Source organism: Stenotrophomonas maltophilia group sp. Smal13 (assembly GCF_030236855.1).
Classification (GTDB): domain Bacteria; phylum Pseudomonadota; class Gammaproteobacteria; order Xanthomonadales; family Xanthomonadaceae; genus Stenotrophomonas; species Stenotrophomonas maltophilia_A.
The window spans coordinates 1-19,180 of record NZ_JASJSQ010000095.1 but is presented as its reverse complement, the minus strand read 5'-3'; the positions used below and the strand labels follow the sequence as shown (position 1 = coordinate 19,180).

Here is a 19,180-nt window from a genome sequence, read left to right as displayed (position 1 = left end):
GGGTCAAGCCTGCTTCCAGCAGGCTTGACCACGAACATAGGATCTCGACTCTACATAAGAGCGGAAGCCGTCGAGCATGGCTCGACGCTACAAAAGCCGAAGCGGCCGAACATGGCTCGACGCTACACCGGGGGCGTGCGCGGCCCGAACATGATCACCGCCATGCCGGCCAGGCACAGGGCTGCGCCGAACAGGTCCCAGCGGCTGGGGCGGATGCCATCGACCAGCCACAGCCAGAACAGCGCGGTGCCGATGTAGACACCCCCGTAGGCCGCATAGACCCGGCCACTGGCGGTCGGGTGCAGGGTCAGCAGCCAGGCGAACAGGGCCAGGCTGGCGGCAGCCGGCAGCAGCAGCCACACGCTGCCGCCCTTGCGCAGCCACAACCACGGCAGGTAGCAGCCGACAATTTCGGCCAGCGCGGTCAGCAGGAACAGCGCGAGCGTCTTCACGCCTTCTCCGCCGCCTTGGCGTGCTGCCACAGTGCTTCCTGCGCATCCAGGTCCATCGACGCCAGCGCTCCACCATGGGCGTCAGCCTGCGCTTCCATCGCACGGAAGCGCCGTTCGAACTTGTGGTTGGCCCCGCGCAGCGCCGCACCCAGATCGATATCGGCGTGGCGCGCCAGGTTGGCGCAGACGAACAGCAGGTCGCCCAGCTCTTCCTGCAGGCGCGCCTTGTTGCCGGCAATGTCGCCGCGCTCGAACTCCTCGCGCAGCTCCTGCAGTTCCTCCGCCGCCTTGTCCAGCACCGGCAACGGGCCCGGCCAGTCGAAACCGACCTTGGCCGCGCGCGACTGCAGCTTCACCGCTCGCTGCCATTCGGGCAGGCCACGCGAGATGCCGGCCAATGCGGAGGTGTCCTGCTCGCCCTTGGCGGCACGCTCGGCACGCTTGATCGCATCCCAGTTGCGCGTCACCCCGTCGGCGTCATCGACGCTGACATCGGCGAACACGTGCGGATGGCGGCGCTGCATCTTGTCGCTGATCGCGCGCGCGACCTCGGCGAAGGCGAAGGCGCCCTGCTCCTCGGCCATGCGCGCATGGAACACCACCTGCAGCAGCAGGTCGCCCAGCTCATCGCAGAGATCATCGAGGTCGCCCCGATCGATGGCATCGGCCACCTCGTAGGCTTCCTCGATGGTGTACGGGGCAATGGTCGCGAAGTTCTGCTCCAGGTCCCAGGGGCAGCCACCCTGCGGATCGCGCAGGCGCGCCATGATCGACAGCAGGCGTTCCAATTCGTTGCTGGCGGCACTGCCGGCGATGGGGGTGTCATGCGCGCTCATGCGGCCTCCAGGGTCAGTCGGACAACCAGTCGCGCCACGGCAGGCTGGTGTCACCAAGGGCAATGAAATCGCCGTTCAACAGGGTCTCGCGGCGGTTGTAGCGGAACGGCTTGCCGGTCGCTGCCGACAGTACCGCACCGCCGGCGGCGTGCAGTACGCACTGGCCGGCGGCGGTATCCCATTCGGAGGTCGGGCCCAGACGCGGATAGACATCCAGGCCACCTTCGGCGATCCGGCAGAATTTCAGCGACGAGCCCTGCGCGATGGTCTCGATGCGGCCCATGCGCGCCAGCAGCGCCTCGGTTTCCGGTGAGCGGTGCGAGCGGCTGGCGGCAACCCGCAGCGGTGCGGTGGCCGGCGTGCGGGTGCGCAGCACGGTGTCGTGCAGGCCCTGGCGACGGTATGCCAGCTCACCACGCATGGCATGCCAGACGATGCCCGTCACCGGGGCCAGCACCACGCCGAAGGCCGGTGCGCCCTGGTAGATCAGCGCGATGTTGACGCTGAACTCGCCGTTGCGCTTGACGAACTCACGGGTGCCATCGAGCGGATCGACCAGCCAGTAGGCGCCCCAGTGGCGGCGCTGCTCCCAGGGGACCTGCGCCGATTCCTCGGACAGGATCGGCAGATCCGGGGTCAGCTGCTGCAGGCCCTGTTCAATGACCTGGTTGGCCGCCAGGTCGGCACTGGTAACCGGGCTGTTGTCGTCCTTGATCTGCACGTCGAAGCCATCGGCATAGACCTGCATGATGGCCTGTCCGGCTTCCTGGGCAATGGCGATGGCGGTCTCGCGCAGGTCCGTGGTCAGTTTGATCATCGCGTTCCCTGCAGCCACTGGCGGGCGATGAACAGCGCTGCCAGCGAGCGTCCCTCGGAGAAGTCCTCGCGCAGCATCAGCTGGTCCAGCTCGGCCAGCTTCCACGGGACGACTTCCAGCTCTTCCGGCTCGTCGCCGGCCAGCTTTTCCGGGTACAGGTCGCGCGCCACCACCAGCCACGACTGGTGGCTCATGTAGGTCGGGGCCAGGGTCATCGCGCGCAGCACATCCACCCGGCGCGCGCCGTAACCGGCCTCTTCCTTCAGTTCGCGGTCGGCGGCCTGCTCGGGGGTCTCGCCGGCATCGATCCGGCCCTTGACCAGGCCCAGTTCGTAGCGGTGCATGCCGGCGGCGTATTCACGTACCAGCAGCACGGTTTCGTCGTCGAGCATCGGCACCACCACCACCGCGCCATGCCCCCGGCTGACCAGCCGCTCGAAGCGGCGGCGTTCGCCGTTGGAGAACTCCAGGTCCAGGTGCTGGCGCTGGAAGGGACCGTTCTCCTCATCGGTGATCCGATGGATGATCGGCAAGCGACGGCCGGCACGGTCATCGTTCATGCGGAATCTCCGCGGCGGCCGGCGCCTGCGCCGGGGCCGATAGAATGTGCAGGCAGCAACATGTTCATGAGCCCGAAATGCTAGCAGACCCAACCCCCTCCCCGCTGGCCCGCCATTGGCGGCAGCGCGACCTGCAGGTGCTGTGGCACCCCTGCACGCAGATGCGCGAGCATCCGCACACCCTGCCGCTGGTGCCGATCGCCCGCGGCGAAGGTGCCTGGCTGATCGACCACGACGGCAATCGCTACCTGGACGCGGTCAGCAGCTGGTGGACCAACCTGTTCGGTCATGCCGAACCGCGCATCGGTGGTGCCATCGCCGCCCAGGCCACGCAGCTGGAACAGGTGATGCTGGCCGGCTTCGGTCATGAGCCAGCCATCACCCTGGCCGAACGCCTGCTGGCGCTGGCCCCGCGCCAGCCTGGCCGCGAACCGCTGGCCAAGGTGTTCTACGCTGACAACGGCTCGGCCGGCGTGGAAGTGGCGCTGAAGATGGCCTTCCAGTATTTCCAGAACCGTGGCGAGCCGCGGCGCACGCGGTTCATCGCACTGGAGAACGGCTACCACGGCGAGACCCTGGGCGCGCTGGCGCTGGGTGACATCCCGCTGTATCGCCGCGTCTATGCGCCGCTGCTGGCCGAAGGGCTGTTCGCGCCCTCGCCCGACGCTTACCTGGCCGAGCCCGGCCAGAGCGCCGCCGATCGCGCGCGCCAGGCCGCCGATGGCCTGGCCACACTGTTCGACCAGCATCCGGGCGAGATCTGTGCGGTGATCCTGGAGCCACGCCTGCAGTGCGCGGGCGGCATGCGCATGCACGATCCGGTGTACCTGCAGCGGGTTCGCGAACTGTGTGATGCGCACGGTGCATTCATGATCGCCGACGAGATCGCCACCGGTTTCGGCCGCACCGGCACCCTGTTCGCCTGCGAGCAGGCCGGGGTGATGCCGGACCTGATGTGCCTCTCGAAAGGCCTGACCGGCGGCTTCCTGCCGCTTGCCGCGGTACTGGCCACGCAGGCCCTGTACGACGCGTTCCTCGACGACTCGCGCGAGCGCGCCTTCCTGCATTCGCACAGCTACACCGGCAACCCGCTGGCCTGCGCGGCCGCGCTGGCGACGCTGGACATCTTCCGCGACGACGATGTGATCGCGCGCAACCGCGGCATCGCCTCGGTGATGGGCACGCTGGCCGCACCGTTCAGCGACCATCCGCACGTGGCCGACGTGCGCCAGGCCGGCATGGTGGTGGCGTTCGAGCTGTCGCGCGATGGCAACAAGCGCACACCGTTCGACCCGGCCATGCGGCTGGGCCTGCACGCCTACAAGGCCGCGCTGAAGCGCGGTGTGGTACTGCGTCCGCTGGGCGACGTGCTGTACTGGATGCCACCCTACTGCGTGGATGACGAACAACTGGAGCTGCTGGCACATACCACGCTGGCGGCGATTGACGAGGCGATTGCATGCGCGTGACCCGCTGCCCCATCGACCTGGCGCTGCACAGCGGCCAGACCGTGACCCTGCCGGAAGAGACCGCCAACCACCTGGTACGGGTGATGCGCCTGCGCGAGGGCGATACCTGTGTGCTGTTCAACGGCGACGGCCATGACTACAGCGCCACGCTGACCGTGGCCGGCAAGCGCGAAGTGCAGGTGCGCATCGACGCCGTGCAGGCCATCGACAACGAATCGCCGCTGGCGATCACCCTGCTGCAGGGCATCGCCCGTGGCGAGAAGATGGACCTGATCCTGCAGAAAGCCACCGAACTGGGCGTGGCGGCGATCATTCCGGTCAACGCCGAGCGCACCGAGGTGAAGCTGGATGCAGCACGGGCGGAGAAGCGCGTGGCGCACTGGAACAACGTGGTGACCTCGGCCTGCGGCCAGTCCGGGCGCGCGCGCATTCCGCAGGTGGGATCACCGCTGTCGCTGGCGCAGGCGGCAGCGGCACTGCCGGTGGATACGCTGCGGTTGACCCTGGATCCGCAGGGCACACATCGCTTGTCGACGCTGGCGGCCGCTCCGGCAGGCGGCATCGTGATCGCGATCGGCCCGGAAGGTGGGTGGTCGCCACGCGACCGTGATCAGTTGGCGGCGGCAGGATTCCAGGGCCTACAGCTGGGCCCGCGCATCCTGCGCACGGAAACGGCCGGCCTGGCCGCGATTGCAGCACTGCAGGCGCGGTTGGGGGATCTGGGATAAGGCCCGATTCCTGATAGTGCCGGCCGCTGGCCGGCAACCGCATGATTCCGTGGATGCCGGCCAGCGGCCGGCACTACCAGGAATTCAAAATGCCCGGCGGATGTCCGATCAGGCCGCCAGCGAATCCAGGGCGGCTTCCAGCGCGTCCAGGTTCGGCAGCAGCGCGCTCTGCTCGCCCAGCAGCACACGCATGTGCACGATGTCCGGCAGGGTTTCTTCCGAGGCGTCAGCCAGCAGGCCGTCGCGCGGCACCGAAATCAGCTGCGGGAAGTTCTGCGTCAGCAGCGCGTAGTACGGACGCTGCGCGTTGCCGCTGAGGGCCTTCAGCACCACCACCTTGTTGTGGCCGCCCACGGCTTCTTCGCCCAGTCCCGAAAGACGTGCGAACGACACCAGCGGCACCTGCCAGCCGTGCCAGCCGATCTCGCCCACCAGCCAGCGCGGCGCATCGGAGACCGGCTGCACCGGCACGCGCGACATCATTTCGGCCACGGTGGCATTGGGCAGCAGCACGCGCGCGTTGCCGGCCTGGATCAGGACGCCACGGATTTCGTCATTGCTGGCATAGCTCATGGTGCTTCTCCGTTGTCGTCCTGCTCACCCCAGCGCGCGGCAATCGCCTGCGCCAGTTCCTGCGGTTCACCGGCCACCATGCCGGCAGCAACCACCGCCGTGGCTGCAGCCGGGTCGTAGCAGCCCTCGCCCACCTGCCCGGCCACCCATGCACCGGCGGCGGCCAGATCCAGCGCCGGACCAACATGCGCAAGGTCAGCGCCGCTGAGCAGGACCAGCGCGGTGTGATCAGCTGGCAGCGCGGCAATCGCAATGCCCTGCGCGTCGCTGACGAAATGCAGGCCGTCACTGGCTGCCTGCACGCCGATGTCATCGGCCAGCACGTGCACTTCACCCGGAGTTGCACGCTGGCCGGCTTCAGCCAGCTGCACCGGCAACGGCGACACGCGTGCCATCTGCTTGACCAGGTTGCCGTAGCGCCCGCCATCCAGGCGCATGTGCACCAGGACGGGCACGCTCAGCGAAGGCGGCAGCGCGCCGAGCAGGCGACGCAGCGCATCCGGGCCACCGATGCCGGCCAGCACCAGCAGCGATCCGGCGCGTGCGCCCACGGGCGCAGCAGCGTCCAGATCGACCAGACTCAGATGACCGGTATCGAAGGAAGGCAGCGGAGCCTCCACGGCAGCGTGGTGCGGAGCGGTTGCCGAGGCATCGGCCTCGTCCTCGACCAGCGACCAGGCGGTGTGGTCGAAGGAGACCGGCGGTAGCGGCGGTGCTGCGGACGCGGTCTCTGCCAGCGACGGCAGTGCGGGGGCCTCCAGCCGCTCAGGCACCACCGGCTGCAAGGCCGCCAGCGCCTGTTCCAGCGCGATCGGTTCGTGCAGCTGCGCAGGCGGCGAGTACAGAGTGTCAGCGGGGACCTCGTCAGCCCAGCTCAATGCCTGCTCCAGGTGCGGCTGCAGCGCTTCTTCCTGCGGCGCCGGTGCCGGTGCCGGGTGGCCCGGCTCCAACTGCAGGCTGGGTTCTTCTTCGGCCCCCGGCGGCAACACCTGCTGGTGGCCATGCAGCTTGGCGGACAGATGACGGCCCCAGCGCTGAGCCTCCCAGCCATCACGACGTGCAGCCAGTTCGGCCTCGTCGAAGACCAGGGTCAGACCCGGTGCGGACAGCACCGCTTCCAGGCGCTCCAAGGCGTCCTCGATGGCGGCTTCCAGCGCGATCACCACGAACTGTGGGCGCGCCTCCTGCAGGACCCGCGCCTCCAGCGTGTTGGGATCATCTTCCAGCACCAGCTGCACATCGGCGTGCGACAACGCCTCACGCAGGCGCTCACGCGCCGCGCCGGGACGGGCCAGCAGGGCCACGGCCGGAGCCGCTTGGGTTTCACTCACGGACACGGGCGATCCCCAGCAGGTCGTACACGTTACGCATCAGGTCCAGTTCCTGGTACGGCTTGCCCAGGTAACGCTGGACACCGATCTCGAAGGCGCGCTGGCGGTGCTTGTCACCGCTGCGCGAAGTGATCATCACGATCGGCACGTCCCTGTAGCGCGGGTCGGCACGCATCGCGGTGGCGAGCTCGTAGCCATCCATGCGCGGCATCTCGATATCCAGCAGCATCAGGTCCGGCACGCGCTCTTCCAGGCGTTCCAGCGCTTCCACGCCGTCGCGGGCGACGCTGACCTCGAAGTTGTGGCGTTCGAGGATGCGGCCGGTGACCTTGCGCATCGTCAGCGAGTCGTCGACCACCATCACCAGCGGCACCTGGCGCTCCTGGCGCGGTGCGTTGGCCAGCACAGGCAGCGTCGGGTTGGCGAGGAAGCGGCGCACCAGCGGCGCCACGTCCAGGATCACCACCACGCGGCCATCGCCGGTGATGGTCGCGCCGTAGATGCCCGGCACCGACGCGATCTGCAGGCCGACCGGCTTGACCACGATTTCGCGGTTGCCCAGCACCTGGTCGATCGCCACGGCGGCACGCAGATCACCGGCACGGACCAGCAGCAGCGGCACCTGGTCCTGGCCATCGGCACGCGCCGGGGCCTGCCCGACCAGGCTGCCGAGGTCGTACAGCGGATAGTCTTCGCCGCTGTAACGGTAGCTGCTGTCGGCGGCTTCGAAACGCTCGCGCGACAGGCGGCCGATACCACTGACCGAGGCCACCGGCACCGCGAAGGTGGTTTCGCCGATCTGCACGAACACCGCCTGGGTGACGGCCAGCGTCTGCGGCAGGCGCAGGGTGAAGCGTACGCCCTGGCCCCGCACCGACTGGATGTCGACCGAGCCACCGAGCTGGCGCACTTCGTTGCGCACCACGTCCATGCCCACGCCACGACCAGCCAGCTGGCTGACCTGGTCGGCGGTGGTGAAGCCGGACGCGAAGATCAGGTTGTCCAGCTCCTGCTCGTTCGGCTGCGCATCGGCGGCCAGCAGGCCACGGTCGATGGCGCGGCGGCGGATCGCCTCGCGGTCCAGGCCAGCACCGTCATCGGCCACTTCCAGCACGATTTCCGAACCTTCGCGGTGCAGGCGGATGGCGATCTCGCCCTCCTCCGGCTTGCCGGCGGCGCGGCGCTGTTCCGGCGCTTCCAGGCCATGGGCCACGGAGTTGCGCAGCATGTGTTCCAGCGGCGCGACCATGCGGTCGAGGACGTTGCGGTCCAGTTCGCCGTGGGTTCCTTCCAGGGTCAGGTGGACCTGCTTGCCGGTATCCATGCCGGACTGGCGGACCACGCGGCGCAGGCGCGGCACCAGGCCATCGAACGGCACCATGCGCGCGCGCATCAGGCCATCCTGCAGCTCGGAGCTGACGCGCGACTGTTGCTGCAGCAGCGAATCGTACTGGCGCGACAGATCGTCCAGCACGCCCTGCAGGCCCCCCAGGTCGGCCGCCGACTCGTTCAGCGCACGGCTGAGCTGCTGCAGGGTGGAGAAGCGGTCCAGCTCCAGCGGATCGAACTTCTGGTCGGCCTGGTCCTGTTCGCGCTGGTAGCGGGCGACGATCTGCGCCTCGGTTTCCAGGTCGAGTCGCCGCAGCTGGTCGCGCAGTCGCGCATTGGTGCGCTCCAGTTCGCCCATGGCACCACGGAAGGCACCCAGCTGCTGTTCAAGCCGCGAGCGGTAGATCGCCACTTCACCGGCATGGTTGACCAGGCGGTCGAGCAGGTCGGCACGCACGCGCACCTGCTCCTGCTGCGGACGCGCCAGCGGATCTTCATCGACCACGCCCTCGGCCGGAAGCGGAGCCGACAGCGGCGCTTCGATCGGGGCCGCCAGTGGGCCCGCGGCCTGTGCGGGCACGGTCTCGATCTCGCTGGCCGCACGCGCGGCCGCAGCGGCTGCGGCGATATCGATGGTGGTGCGGACCTCGAAGGCTTCGACCAGATCCTGCGCCGGCTCCACCACGCGGTGCGCGCCGGTGCGGGTGAGCAGCTGGTGCAGGCGGTCAAAGCCACGCTCCAGCAGCTGCACGTCGCGACGTTCGATCTCGGTACGGCCAGCGGCCACCGCCTCCAGCAGCGATTCGATGCTGTGGCCAAGGTCGCCGATGGCATTGATGCCAGCCATGCGTGCGCCACCCTTCAGGGTGTGCAGATCACGCTGCAGGCCGGCCAGCACCTCGCGGTCCTGCGGTGCATCGCGCAGTTCGCTGATCAGGCCATCGCAGTGGTCGAGCAGGTCCTTGCCTTCCTCGACAAAGATATCGACCAGCTCGCGGTCGTACACGCTGAAGTCGAGTGCATCGGCGCCGTCCTCGGCATCCGCCGCAACAGGTGCCTGCTCGTGGTGCGGCGCACGCGGCACGATGTCGGTCGCTGCAACCTGTGCATCGGTATCGACCGTGCCCTGGCCCGGTGCGTCTTCCATTTCGAAGAAGCGCACCGCAGCAGTGCCGCCCTGCGGCGCCTCCGCGGTGATCTCCTCAATCACCGTCGCCGGGGACGGCTGATCGGCGCTCTCTCCTTCACCGACCGCCGCCTCCCCGCCGACGTCCGCATCCTCGGCAAAGGCATCTGCCTCACCCGGCGCGAGTTCGCTGGCCTGGAGGCCGATCACGGGCCATTGCCCGTCGTCGTCCAGGGTCTGCTCCTCCTCGATCACGTGCAGGCCGGCCTCGAGCGCGGCTGCCAGCGTGACCGGTTCTGCAAAACCCGGCACAGCCATTTCATCCTGCAGGCTCGACAGCTCGCTGTCGAGTGGCAGTGCAGCAGCGTCGTCAATGACGTTGTCATCGTCACTGTCCGAATCAAACGGCAACGGCGTATTCAGGTCGATCGCGTCAACTTCCGCAGACACCGGCAACTCTTCCGCGTCGCGGTCATCCACCGGCAGCGCACTGGCGTCGAGGTACGGCGACAGATCGTCCGCCATGGTCAGGTCAGCGTCGTCGACCGTCGCGATCGCCGGCACGGCATCTGATTCGTGCTGGGCAACATCAGGCGCACTTTCAATCGGCTGGATCGATTCAATCGCGCCGGTGTCGTCCGCGGCAGGTTCACCCTCGCCCGGCACCGACGGCCAGCCGGCGTCGAAGTAACGCGAAAGATCGTCGCTGGCGGTCAGCTCACCCACGTCCAGGCCGCTGTCGGCTGCGACGTCCAGCACCTCCAGCCCGGTTGCAGCTGGAACCGGTTCCAGCGCATCTTCGGCATGCGACTGCGGCTCGGCAATGAAATCGGTCGCCGCATCGAAAGCGGACGGCATGCTGGTTTCGTCCAGCGTGTCCAGCCCGGCCAGCAGCGCTTCGGCCGCGGATGCCTGCTCGGCATCAGGCGCCAGCTCGACGCCCTCTTCGTCCTCGTCTTCCAGCGCGAACAGCGGCCAGCGCGCTTCCGGCAGCTCGCCGGCCAATGCCTGCAGCCGCTGCACCAGCGCGCCCTGCGGAACAATCCGCGGCTGTTCGGCCTGCAGCGCCTCCATGGTCGCGGTGATCGCCTGCGCGGTCGCATCCAGTGCGGCTACGCCCTCGTCGCCAGGCACCACGCCGGCGGCCAGTGCGCGCTTGATGTAGGACTCGGCACCGCCGGTGACCGCCGTGATTTCCGGCACTTCGGTCATCGCGAAGGCGCCGTTCATGGTGTGCACCGCACGCAGCAGTGCGTCGCTGACCGGCTGCGGTGCCTGCTGCGCCGAACGCAGCCATTCCTGCAGGGTCGCCTGGTGGACTTCGACCTCGGCCTCGAGGATCTCGCGCAGTACGCTGTCGATGTTGGCCGGGGTACCGGCGTCTTCCGCCACCGCCGTGGCATCGGCCTGCGCCGACGCAGCGGCCTCGGCTTCCAGCAGGCGGCTGATTTCGTCTTCGCCTTCGGACTCGGCCAGTGTCGCTGCCGGTGCGGCCGCAGCCGGCAACGGCACGTAGAAGGTCTCCTCGCCGGCACCGACCCGATCGGCAATGGCCTGCATCGCCTGCAGGTCCACGCTGATGCGCTGGCCATGGCGCAGCGCGGCGTTCAGCTGCGGCAGCGCGGCATGGGCGTTGTCGACCATCGCCAACACCGCCGGAGTCGCCGGGCGACTGCCATCGAGCACGCGATTGAGCATGCCTTCGATCTTCCAGGCGAACTCGCCCAGGGTGCGTGCACCCACCAGGCGGCCACTGCCCTTGAGGGTGTGGAAGATGCGGCGGATCGGCCGCAGCCGGTCCATGTTGTCCAGCTGCGTGCGCCATGCGGGCAGCAGCGTGCCCAGGTTGGCCAGCTCATCGTCGAACTCTTCCAGGAACACCTCGCGGATGTCCTCGTCGATGTTCTCGGCATCGTCGTCGAAGCCGGCCTCGAAGCCGGCCTCGGTCCCGGCCACGACCGGGATGTCCGCAGCGGGCGGAGCCGCCATGGCCTGCGGATTGAAGTCGGCCGCCGCGGCGCTCAGCTCGGCGAAGAACTGCGCGTCGGCTTCGCTGAAGTCGATGGGCGCGATGGTGTCGATATCAATCACCGACACCGCCGGTGCCGGTGCATCGGAGACCGGCGTCAGCACCTCGGCCATCGGCGCGGGCACGTCCTCCTGCACATCCGCCGGAACCGCGTCCGCTTCGGCAACCGCAGGGCTTTCGTCCACCCGCACGGGTGCAGCGGGATCGACGATCTCCAGCGCCGGGTGCAATCCGGCGTCGTCGTCCAGCGACAGCGTCTCCATCGCGTGCAGCGACAGCACGTCGTCGGCATTGTCCAGCGCATCGGCGTCGAAACGGAACACCACGTCGTCACCGGCGGCGACCACATCGTGCTCGGCAGCCACCGGGTCGAACACGGGCGCGGCAACGTCAGCGGTGTCAAAGGGCACCGACGCGTCGACGTCGTCCTCGACATCCATCACAGCCACATCGGCCAATGCCGGCGGTGTTGCCTCCGACAGTGTCCACTGCGGCGCCGGTTCCACGCTGGTTTCGGCCCGTTCGAAACTGACCGGGTCGAAGCTGGCGAAGGTCGGACTGCGCTCGTCTTCGGCACTCGCGGTCGGCTCGGAGTCCGGATGGAACGGTGCGAGATCCCATTGCGGTACCTCGGGCGCAGGCGCGCTGGACGCGGCGAAGACCAGCGGTGCATCCGCGTCGTCATGCAGCGACAGCGGTGTGGAGGCGACACTCCCCAGCGCCCCGAACATCAGGCGATTGTCCACCACCTCCGGTGCAGGCGCGGCCGGTGGCGGATCGAAGGTGAAGTCCGGCAGCGGCACCGGCACCCTGCCGGCGGCGGGCGCGGCCGGCTGCACCGGAATCTCGATGGGCTCCGGCTGTACCGGCTCGGTCTGCAGCGCGATCGGCTCGCGGTCCACCAGCAGCGATGCGAACGGAATCGGCGCGGCGGCAACAGGCTCCACTGCATTGCGGTCCGGCAACGGCCAATAGCGCAGCGCTTCAAGGCTGCTGCGGGTGATGTCGAGGATGTCCTCGCGGCCCGGGCGGCGGTCGCGCAGAGCCTCGAGGTAGTACTCCAGGCTGGCCATGGCATCGGCCAGGGTGTCCAGCTGGCGGCCACTGGGCACGCGCTGGCGACCGATCAGCTCGGCTTCGATGTACTGCTGCACACCGCGCAGGTAATCGGCGGCGGTGTTCAGGTCGAGCATGCGCAGCGCACCGGAGACATCGCCCAGCAGGCGCGGCACGTCCTGCAGCTCGGCATGGTTCCAGCTGGTTTCAATGAAAGCGACGAAATGCTCGCGGGCGGCGGCGAAGTTGGCGATGGCCTCATGTGCCAGCACCTCCACCGTGCGGCGGTTCTCCACCGCGCTGGGGTCATCTTCGCCACTGCCGCCGGCGCCCAGATGGGCGACCTGGTCGTCCAGCGACGCGTCCACGTAGAGCAATGCGCCGGCGATATCCAGCAGCAGGTTCTCGTCGATCTGCTGGCGCCCTTCGACCACGCCACGCAGCGCATCGCGCTGCTGCACGACCACCCCGCGGGCAACGCCCAAGCCCATCATGCCCAGCGTATCGGCCACGGCGCCAAGTTCGTTGGCCTGGGTCTGCAGCTGTTCGGGCGCACCGCCAGTACGCAGGTGCAGGTCCAGCGCATCCTTGATGCGCAGCAGTTCTTCCTTCACCGCGCTGCCCACGGTATCCAGCAGCTCGCGGTTGCGCCCGCTCAGGCTGCCACGGGCATGGTCCAGCTCGGCCTCGGTGGCGCTGACGCTGTCCGGCGCGAACGCCAGCAGCACGCTGTCATGCACGCCCTCTTCGCCACGCGCGGCACGGATTTCGTTGAGCAGCGGCATCAGCACGATCGGAATGTCGCGGTGGCCGTTCTGCAGCCGCTCCAGGTAGTCGGGCAGCAGCACGCTGCCACGCATCAGGGTCGCGCAGGCTTCATCCCGATCAGCCACGCTACCGGCGCCGATGGCATTGGCCAGCTGTTCAAGCTCCTCGGCCACCATCGCCGGGGCGTACAGCTCGACCATGCGCAGGGTGCCCTGCACTTGGTGCAAGTAGCCGGCGCAGATGCGCATGCGGCTGGCATCGGCCGGGTCTTCCGCGTAGTACTCGACCTCGTTGCGCACCTGGCGCAGGGTCTCGTCCAGCTCGGGCTTGACCCAGCCCAGCGCTGCGTGGCTCATCGCATCGCGCAGACTGCTCATGGACGCGCTCCGTTCGCCGCCGCGCGGAAGCCGCGCGAGTTCTGGCGTGGGGAATGGAAATGCTTCATCTACTGGTTCCTTGCTCGCCGCCCTGCCCGCGTCACGCCGGCAGCTTGAAGTCGGCGACCGAACGACGCAGGTCGGCCGCCAGCTGCGCGAGGTGACCGATCGATTCGGCGGTCTGCCCGGCACCCTGCGAGGTCTGGCCGGTGATCTGCCGGATCACGCCCATGGTGCGGGTGATGTCCGAGGCCGCAGCCGACTGCTGCTGGGCGGCGATGGAGATGTTCTTGATGAGGGTGTTCAGTGCATTGGACACGCGCTCGATTTCGGTCAGTGCGGTGCCGGCGTCCTCGGCCAGGCGTGCACCGGACACCACTTCGGCGGTGGTCTGTTCCATCGAGGTGACCGCTTCGTTGGTATCGGCCTGAATGGCCTGCACCAGGTTCTCGATGCGTCGGGTTGCGCCCGAGGTGCGTTCTGCCAGGCGCTGCACTTCGTCGGCCACGACCGCGAAACCGCGGCCCGCTTCACCGGCCGAAGCCGCCTGCACCGCCGCGTTCAATGCCAGGATGTTGGTCTGCTCGGAAATGTCGTTGATCAGTTCCACGATCGAGCCGATTTCCTGCGACGACTCGCCCAGGCGCTTGATGCGCTTGGAGGTTTCCTGGATCTGGTCACGGATCTGGTCCATGCCCTGGATGGTCTCGCGCACCACGCCGGCACCTTCGGCAGCGATCACCACCGAGCGCTGTGCCACGTCGGCCGACTCGGCCGAGTTGCGCGACACCTGTTCGATGCTCGCCGCGATTTCACCGATGCGGTCCGAGGCCGAGGTGATCTGGTTGGCCTGATGGCCCGCCGCCTCTGCCAGCTGCATGGCGGTGGCCTGGGTTTCCTGGGTGGACAGCGCGACCTTGGCCGAGGTGTCGTTGATGGTGGTCACCAGGTGGCGCAGCTCGTCCACCGCGTAGTTGATCGCGTCGGCGATGGCGCCGGTCATGTCCTCGGTCACCGAGGCCTTCACGGTCAGGTCGCCCTCACCCAGCGAGGAGATTTCGTCCAGCAACCGCATGATCGCCTGCTGGTTGCGGCTGTTGAATTCCACCTGGGTCTGGTAGCGCAGTTCCTGCTCGCGCGAGCGGCTGCGCACGTTGGTGGAGACGAAGCCGCTGATCGCGATCAGCGACAGCGCACCGGACACCACGCCGATCCAGAAGTTCGGGAACAGGCGGGTATCGGACACCGAGCCGAACGAGGAGAACGCCTCGAACAGCTTGCGGCTGTCGTCCAGCATGTGCGCCGAACCCTGGCCCAGCGCGGTGGCGGCGGACTGGGCGGCGAACAGCTGGCGCGAGCTGGCCAGGATCGCATCGGCGTCCTGCTTCATTGCCTCCCACTTCTGCTGCGACTGCTCCAGCGCGGCCACGGCGGCGGCACCGCGCACGGCGGTGATGCCCAGTTCCTCGTTGCCGTTGCGCAGGCCGTCGAGCACCTGCGAGAACACGGTAATGTCGCGTGCCAGTGCATCGCCCGAGGTGGCAGCGGCGCTGCCACCGGCACGCATTTCGGTCACGCGGCGGGCCATCGAACCGGCCACCACGACCTGCTGCAGTGCGCTGTACACCTGCGACGACGGCGCGCCCGAGGCGGACATCGCGCGCACCAGCTCGTTCAGCTGGGCCTGCAGGCCCGGCACCGCGCCGGTGAAGTTGTTGGCATTGCCGGCCAGCGCCAGCACGGCGGGCTCGCTGGCGACCAGCTGCCCGGCCTGCTTGCCCAGCGGCGCCCAGGTCTCGGCCAGGGTGGCGATCGCACCGGACACGCCCGGTTCCTTGCCGTAGCGCCCCTGCAGGGTCGACACGTTCTGTTCGATCGCGTTGCGGGTGGCCTTGAAGGCGGTGAACGCCTGCGCGTTGCCGCCCACCGCATCACGGCCCTGGTTGGCCAGCTGCTGTGACAGCACCTGCAGGTCGGCCGCCTTGGAGCCGGCATCGGCCAGGCGACTGCCCTGCCAGGTGGCGACGCCGGTGTTGACGCCGAACAGGATCATCGATGCCAGCAGCAGGAACAACCAGAGGTTGCTGCCGCCCAGCCGCAGCTTGCCGGTCTTGGTGGCGTCCGAAGCAGTACTCATCGTTCAACCTCGATCTTCAATGCAGGGGGCGATGCCCGGCCTCAGGCCGCGGCTTGCCGGAATTCAGGGGTACGCGACAGCAGCGAGAGCGAGAACACGCCCCAGTCGTGGCCGTCGGCGTGGAAGGCGCGATCGACGAAGTGGCCGTAACGTCCTTCGGCCAGCGTGCCGGCCGCGATCTGCTGGTCCAGTTCGAAGCTGCGCTGGCCGAACAGTTCATCGATGGTCAGCGCGACGTCGCCACCCGCCTGGCGCATGATCAGCACGCGCTGGCCTTCCTGCTGCACGGTGCGCGTGCCTTCCAGGAAGTACTTCAGGTCGACCACCGGGAACAGGTTGCCGCGCAGGTTGCCTACGCCCAGCAGCCACGGCTGCGCGCACGGCACCGGGGTGACCGGCGGCATCGGCACGATTTCCACCACTTCGCGGAAATCGGACACCAGCCGGCGCTGGCCGACGCGGTAACCCACGCCACGCCAGAGGTCCTGGGCGAACTGCCGTTCGGGCAGCTGCACCGCATGGGCCAGGCTGCGCCGTTCGTAGGCTTCGAGAATGTCGAAGGGCGAGCGCATCAGGCCACCAGTTCGTTGATCCGCGCGATCAGTTCATCCTCGCGCGGCGGCTTGACGATGTAATCGGCTGCGCCCTGGCGCAGGCCCCATGCCTTGTCGGTTTCCATCGCCTTGGTGCTGACGATGATCACCGGGATGTGCTTGATCGCCGCATCACGGGCCATCGCGCGGGTGGCCTGGAAGCCGCTCATGCCGGGCAGGACCACGTCCATCAGCACCAGCTGCGGCACCTGGTCGCGGACCAGCTGCAGTCCATCCTCGGCGTTGTCCGCTTCCAGCACCTCATGGCCGGCACGGCGCAGCCACTGGGTGAACACCGCGCGGTCGGTCGGTGAATCCTCGATCAGAACGATACGAGCCATTGTGCCTTTCCCCCCTGGTCAGGCGTTGACGTATGTGCGGATGGCACCCAGCAGTTCTTCACGCGTGAAAGGCTTCGTCAGGTACTGCTCCGAGCCGACGATGCGTCCCCGCGCCTTGTCGAACAGGCCATCCTTGGACGACAGCATGATGACCGGGGTCGCCTTGAACAGCTGGTTGCCCTTGATCAGCGCACAGGTCTGGTAGCCGTCCAGGCGCGGCATCATGATGTCGACGAAGATGATCTGCGGTTGCTGGTCTGCGATCTTCGCAAGCGCTTCGAAGCCGTCGGTGGCGGTGACCACCTCGCAGCCTTCGCGCTTGAGCAGCGTTTCCGCAGTCCTGCGGATGGTCTTCGAATCATCGATGACCATCACCCGGAGTCCTGCGAGTTCCCCGCCCGCAGTCGTGTTTTCAGTCATTGCCTATCCCCAAGCGCACGGCCCGATCTCTGGCGGGGGCCGCTACGAAAGCGTATCTATATCGCACTTTCCGCGCCCGCTTCAAGGCCGCCCCATGGCGCGGGGCATGGCACCCTCCTGAACGTGACGGGTTTCGCAATGCGTGCGCGACAGCCGGGCGGACGCTGCGTTGCAGTACGGCGGGGAGGCGCGCGACCGGCGTTGCCGCTACCATCAACGCCTTGCCAGACAGGTGCGCCCATGCCGTTGAACGTCATCGTGGTGATGGACCCCATCGCCCACATCAAGATCGCCAAGGACACCACCTTCGCCATGTTGCTGGAAGCCCAGCGCCGCGGCCATGCCCTGCACTACGTGCGCCCGGGCGGGTTGGCCCTGGAAGGTGGCGTGGCGGTGGCCCAGACCGCACCGCTGCAGGTGCGCGACGACCCGGCCGGCTGGTATGAGCTGGGTGCGTTCAGCCGTACCGAGTTCGGTCCCGGCCAGATCGTGCTGATGCGCAAGGACCCTCCGGTCGACGCCGAGTACATCTACGACACCCAGGTGCTGGACGTGGCCGCCGCTGCCGGTGCCTGCGTGGTCAACAACCCGCAGGGCCTGCGCGACTACAACGAGAAGCTTGCCGCCCTGCTGTTCCCGCAGTGCTGCCCGCCGACCCTGGTCAGCCGCGACGCCAAGGCGCTGAAGGCCTTTGCCCTGGAACACGGCCAGGCCGTGCTGAAGCCGCTGGATGGCATGGGCGGCCGCTCGATCTTCCGCAGCGGCAAGGGCGATCCGAACCTGAATGTGATCCTGGAAACCCTGACCGACGGCGGCCACAGGATGGCGCTGGCACAGAAGTTCATTCCCGACATCACCGCTGGCGACAAGCGCATCCTGCTGGTCGATGGCGAACCCGTCGACTACTGCCTGGCGCGCATCCCGCAGGGTGATGAATTCCGCGGCAATCTGGCCGCCGGTGGCCGCGGTGAAGGTCGCCCGCTGAGCGAGCGCGACCGCTGGATCGCCGCCCAGGTCGGGCCGGAGATGAAGCGTCGCGGCATGCGCTTCGTCGGCCTGGACGTGATCGGTGATTACCTGACCGAGGTCAACGTGACCAGCCCGACCTGCGTGCGCGAACTGGACGCACAGTACGGCCTGAACATTGCCGGCACCCTGTTCGACGCACTCGAGGCCGGCCTGCGCTGATGCCGTCCGCACCTGCCGTACTGCCCCCGCCGCCGCGCGAAGCGCAACGGCTGGGGGCGACCATCGCGTTGTCGGTGCTGGTCCACGCCCTGCTGATCCTGGGCGTGGGCTTCGCCGTGAAGGGCGATGCGCCGCTGGTGCCGACGCTGGAAGTGATCTTCAGCCAGACCCGCACCGCACTGACGCCGAAGCAGGCTGATTTCCTGGCCGCAGCCAACCAGGAAGGCGGTGGCGAACACGACCGCGCACAGCGTCCGCGTGACAACCAGGCCGGCATCGTGCCGCAGGCCCAGTCCGGAATCAGCCCGATTCCGCAGCAGCAGCAATCGGCCGCACCGGTTCCGCCGCCGCAGGCGCGGGTGGTCAGCAGCCGCAATGGCGAAGAGGTGGTCGCGCAGGCACAGTCCCGGCCCACGCCGGATCAGCCCGAACCGGATGCGCCCTTGAGCGCACGCGAACAGCGCGACGTGGAGATGGCGCGCCTGGCCGCCGAAGTGCACCTGCGCTCGGCGCAGTACGCCAAGCGTCCGAACCGCAAGTTCGTGTCGGCCAGCACGCGCGAATATGCCTATGCCAACTACCTGCGTGCCTGGGTCGATCGCGCCGAGCGCGTCGGCAACCTGAACTACCCGGACGAGGCCCGGCAGCGCCGCCTGGGTGGCCAGGTGGTGATCAGCGTGGGTGTGCGCCGCGATGGCAGCGTGGAAAGCAGCCGGATCCTGCGTTCGAGCGGGACGCCGTTGCTGGATGAGGCGGCGCTGCGGGTGGTGAAGCTGGCGCAGCCGTTCCCGCCGTTGCCGAAGACCGAGGATGAGATCGATATCCTGCAGGTCACCCGCACGTGGGTGTTCCTGCCGGGCGGCACCCTGCACGACGACCGATAGGGTTTTGTTGCCCGGGCCTGCGGCCCGGGACCCGCAGAGGCGACGGCCACAACCGAAGCAACAGCAGAAGCGGCGGCGGAGATGCCGGACCTGGCGGGGCGGTGTGGGCTTGCAGGACACGCCGTAAACCCGTCCATGGGGGCTCGATGGCGCCATCCATGGCGCC

The 19,180-nt window shown here is 68.2% G+C and carries 15 protein-coding genes; 4 read left to right on the top strand and 11 right to left on the bottom strand.

Going from position 1 to position 19,180, the window contains the following annotated elements; genetic code table 11:
* Positions 1-122: 122 nt before the first annotated feature.
* Genes QRO95_RS21615 through nudE form a run of 4 tightly spaced genes read right to left on the bottom strand, consistent with a single transcriptional unit; the run spans position 123 to position 2,665 of the window.
* Positions 123-452: a YnfA family protein gene (locus QRO95_RS21615; protein ID WP_032130110.1), complete on the bottom strand. Its 330-nt coding sequence runs from the start codon at positions 450-452 to the stop codon at positions 123-125.
* A complete protein-coding gene (gene mazG / locus QRO95_RS21610; RefSeq protein WP_285303451.1) occupies positions 449-1,288 on the bottom strand; it encodes a nucleoside triphosphate pyrophosphohydrolase in 840 nt (279 codons plus the stop codon). The genes QRO95_RS21615 and mazG overlap by 4 nt, the downstream gene beginning before the upstream one ends.
* 13 nt (positions 1,289-1,301) lie before the next feature.
* The gene (gene cysQ, locus QRO95_RS21605) at positions 1,302-2,105 is read right to left on the bottom strand and encodes a 3'(2'),5'-bisphosphate nucleotidase CysQ (RefSeq protein ID WP_121504658.1); all 804 of its coding nucleotides are present in this window, start codon (positions 2,103-2,105) and stop codon (positions 1,302-1,304) included.
* Positions 2,102-2,665, bottom strand: a complete 564-nt coding sequence (gene nudE / locus QRO95_RS21600) for an ADP compounds hydrolase NudE (RefSeq protein WP_005418435.1) — start codon at positions 2,663-2,665, stop codon at positions 2,102-2,104. Before nudE ends, cysQ begins: the two co-directional genes overlap by 4 nt.
* A gap of 77 nt (positions 2,666-2,742) precedes the next feature.
* On the opposite strand from nudE, the gene bioA reads away from it, so the two are divergent.
* Both bioA and QRO95_RS21590 read left to right on the top strand, forming a co-directional pair.
* Positions 2,743-4,134, top strand: coding sequence for an adenosylmethionine--8-amino-7-oxononanoate transaminase (bioA, locus tag QRO95_RS21595; protein WP_285303450.1), 1,392 nt, complete (start codon positions 2,743-2,745; stop codon positions 4,132-4,134).
* Positions 4,125-4,862 (top strand): 16S rRNA (uracil(1498)-N(3))-methyltransferase, encoded by a 738-nt coding sequence (locus QRO95_RS21590; RefSeq protein WP_121504660.1) that lies wholly within the window; start codon positions 4,125-4,127, stop codon positions 4,860-4,862. Before bioA ends, QRO95_RS21590 begins: the two co-directional genes overlap by 10 nt.
* A gap of 108 nt (positions 4,863-4,970) precedes the next feature.
* Here the strand turns inward: QRO95_RS21590 and QRO95_RS21585 are convergent, their stop codons facing one another.
* The 7 genes from QRO95_RS21585 to pilG form a co-directional block, all read right to left on the bottom strand.
* Positions 4,971-5,435, bottom strand: a complete 465-nt coding sequence (locus QRO95_RS21585) for a chemotaxis protein CheW (RefSeq protein ID WP_006385148.1) — start codon at positions 5,433-5,435, stop codon at positions 4,971-4,973.
* On the bottom strand, positions 5,432-6,772 hold the full coding sequence (locus QRO95_RS21580) for a chemotaxis protein CheB (protein WP_285303449.1): 1,341 nt from the start codon (positions 6,770-6,772) through the stop codon (positions 5,432-5,434). The genes QRO95_RS21585 and QRO95_RS21580 overlap by 4 nt, the downstream gene beginning before the upstream one ends.
* Entirely contained in the window at positions 6,759-13,451 is a 6,693-nt protein-coding gene (locus tag QRO95_RS21575; RefSeq protein WP_285303448.1) for an Hpt domain-containing protein, read from the bottom strand. Before QRO95_RS21575 ends, QRO95_RS21580 begins: the two co-directional genes overlap by 14 nt.
* A gap of 100 nt (positions 13,452-13,551) precedes the next feature.
* A complete protein-coding gene (locus tag QRO95_RS21570) occupies positions 13,552-15,588 on the bottom strand; it encodes a methyl-accepting chemotaxis protein (RefSeq protein WP_285303447.1) in 2,037 nt (678 codons plus the stop codon).
* A 41-nt stretch (positions 15,589-15,629) separates the two neighbouring features.
* Positions 15,630-16,160: a chemotaxis protein CheW gene (locus QRO95_RS21565; RefSeq protein WP_005410716.1), complete on the bottom strand. Its 531-nt coding sequence runs from the start codon at positions 16,158-16,160 to the stop codon at positions 15,630-15,632.
* On the bottom strand, positions 16,160-16,522 hold the full coding sequence (locus tag QRO95_RS21560) for a PleD family two-component system response regulator (protein ID WP_005410717.1): 363 nt from the start codon (positions 16,520-16,522) through the stop codon (positions 16,160-16,162). The genes QRO95_RS21565 and QRO95_RS21560 overlap by 1 nt, the downstream gene beginning before the upstream one ends.
* An 18-nt stretch (positions 16,523-16,540) precedes the next feature.
* On the bottom strand, positions 16,541-16,942 hold the full coding sequence (gene pilG / locus QRO95_RS21555) for a twitching motility response regulator PilG (RefSeq protein ID WP_005418455.1): 402 nt from the start codon (positions 16,940-16,942) through the stop codon (positions 16,541-16,543).
* A 240-nt stretch (positions 16,943-17,182) separates the two neighbouring features.
* Here pilG and gshB point away from each other — a divergent pair, with 240 nt between their 5' ends.
* Together gshB and QRO95_RS21545 are read left to right on the top strand one after the other, a co-directional pair.
* Positions 17,183-18,130, top strand: a complete 948-nt coding sequence (gene gshB / locus QRO95_RS21550) for a glutathione synthase (protein ID WP_049400397.1) — start codon at positions 17,183-17,185, stop codon at positions 18,128-18,130.
* Positions 18,130-19,014 (top strand): energy transducer TonB, encoded by an 885-nt coding sequence (locus tag QRO95_RS21545; RefSeq protein ID WP_049422140.1) that lies wholly within the window; start codon positions 18,130-18,132, stop codon positions 19,012-19,014. The genes gshB and QRO95_RS21545 overlap by 1 nt, the downstream gene beginning before the upstream one ends.
* The last annotated feature ends 166 nt before the right edge of the window (positions 19,015-19,180 follow it).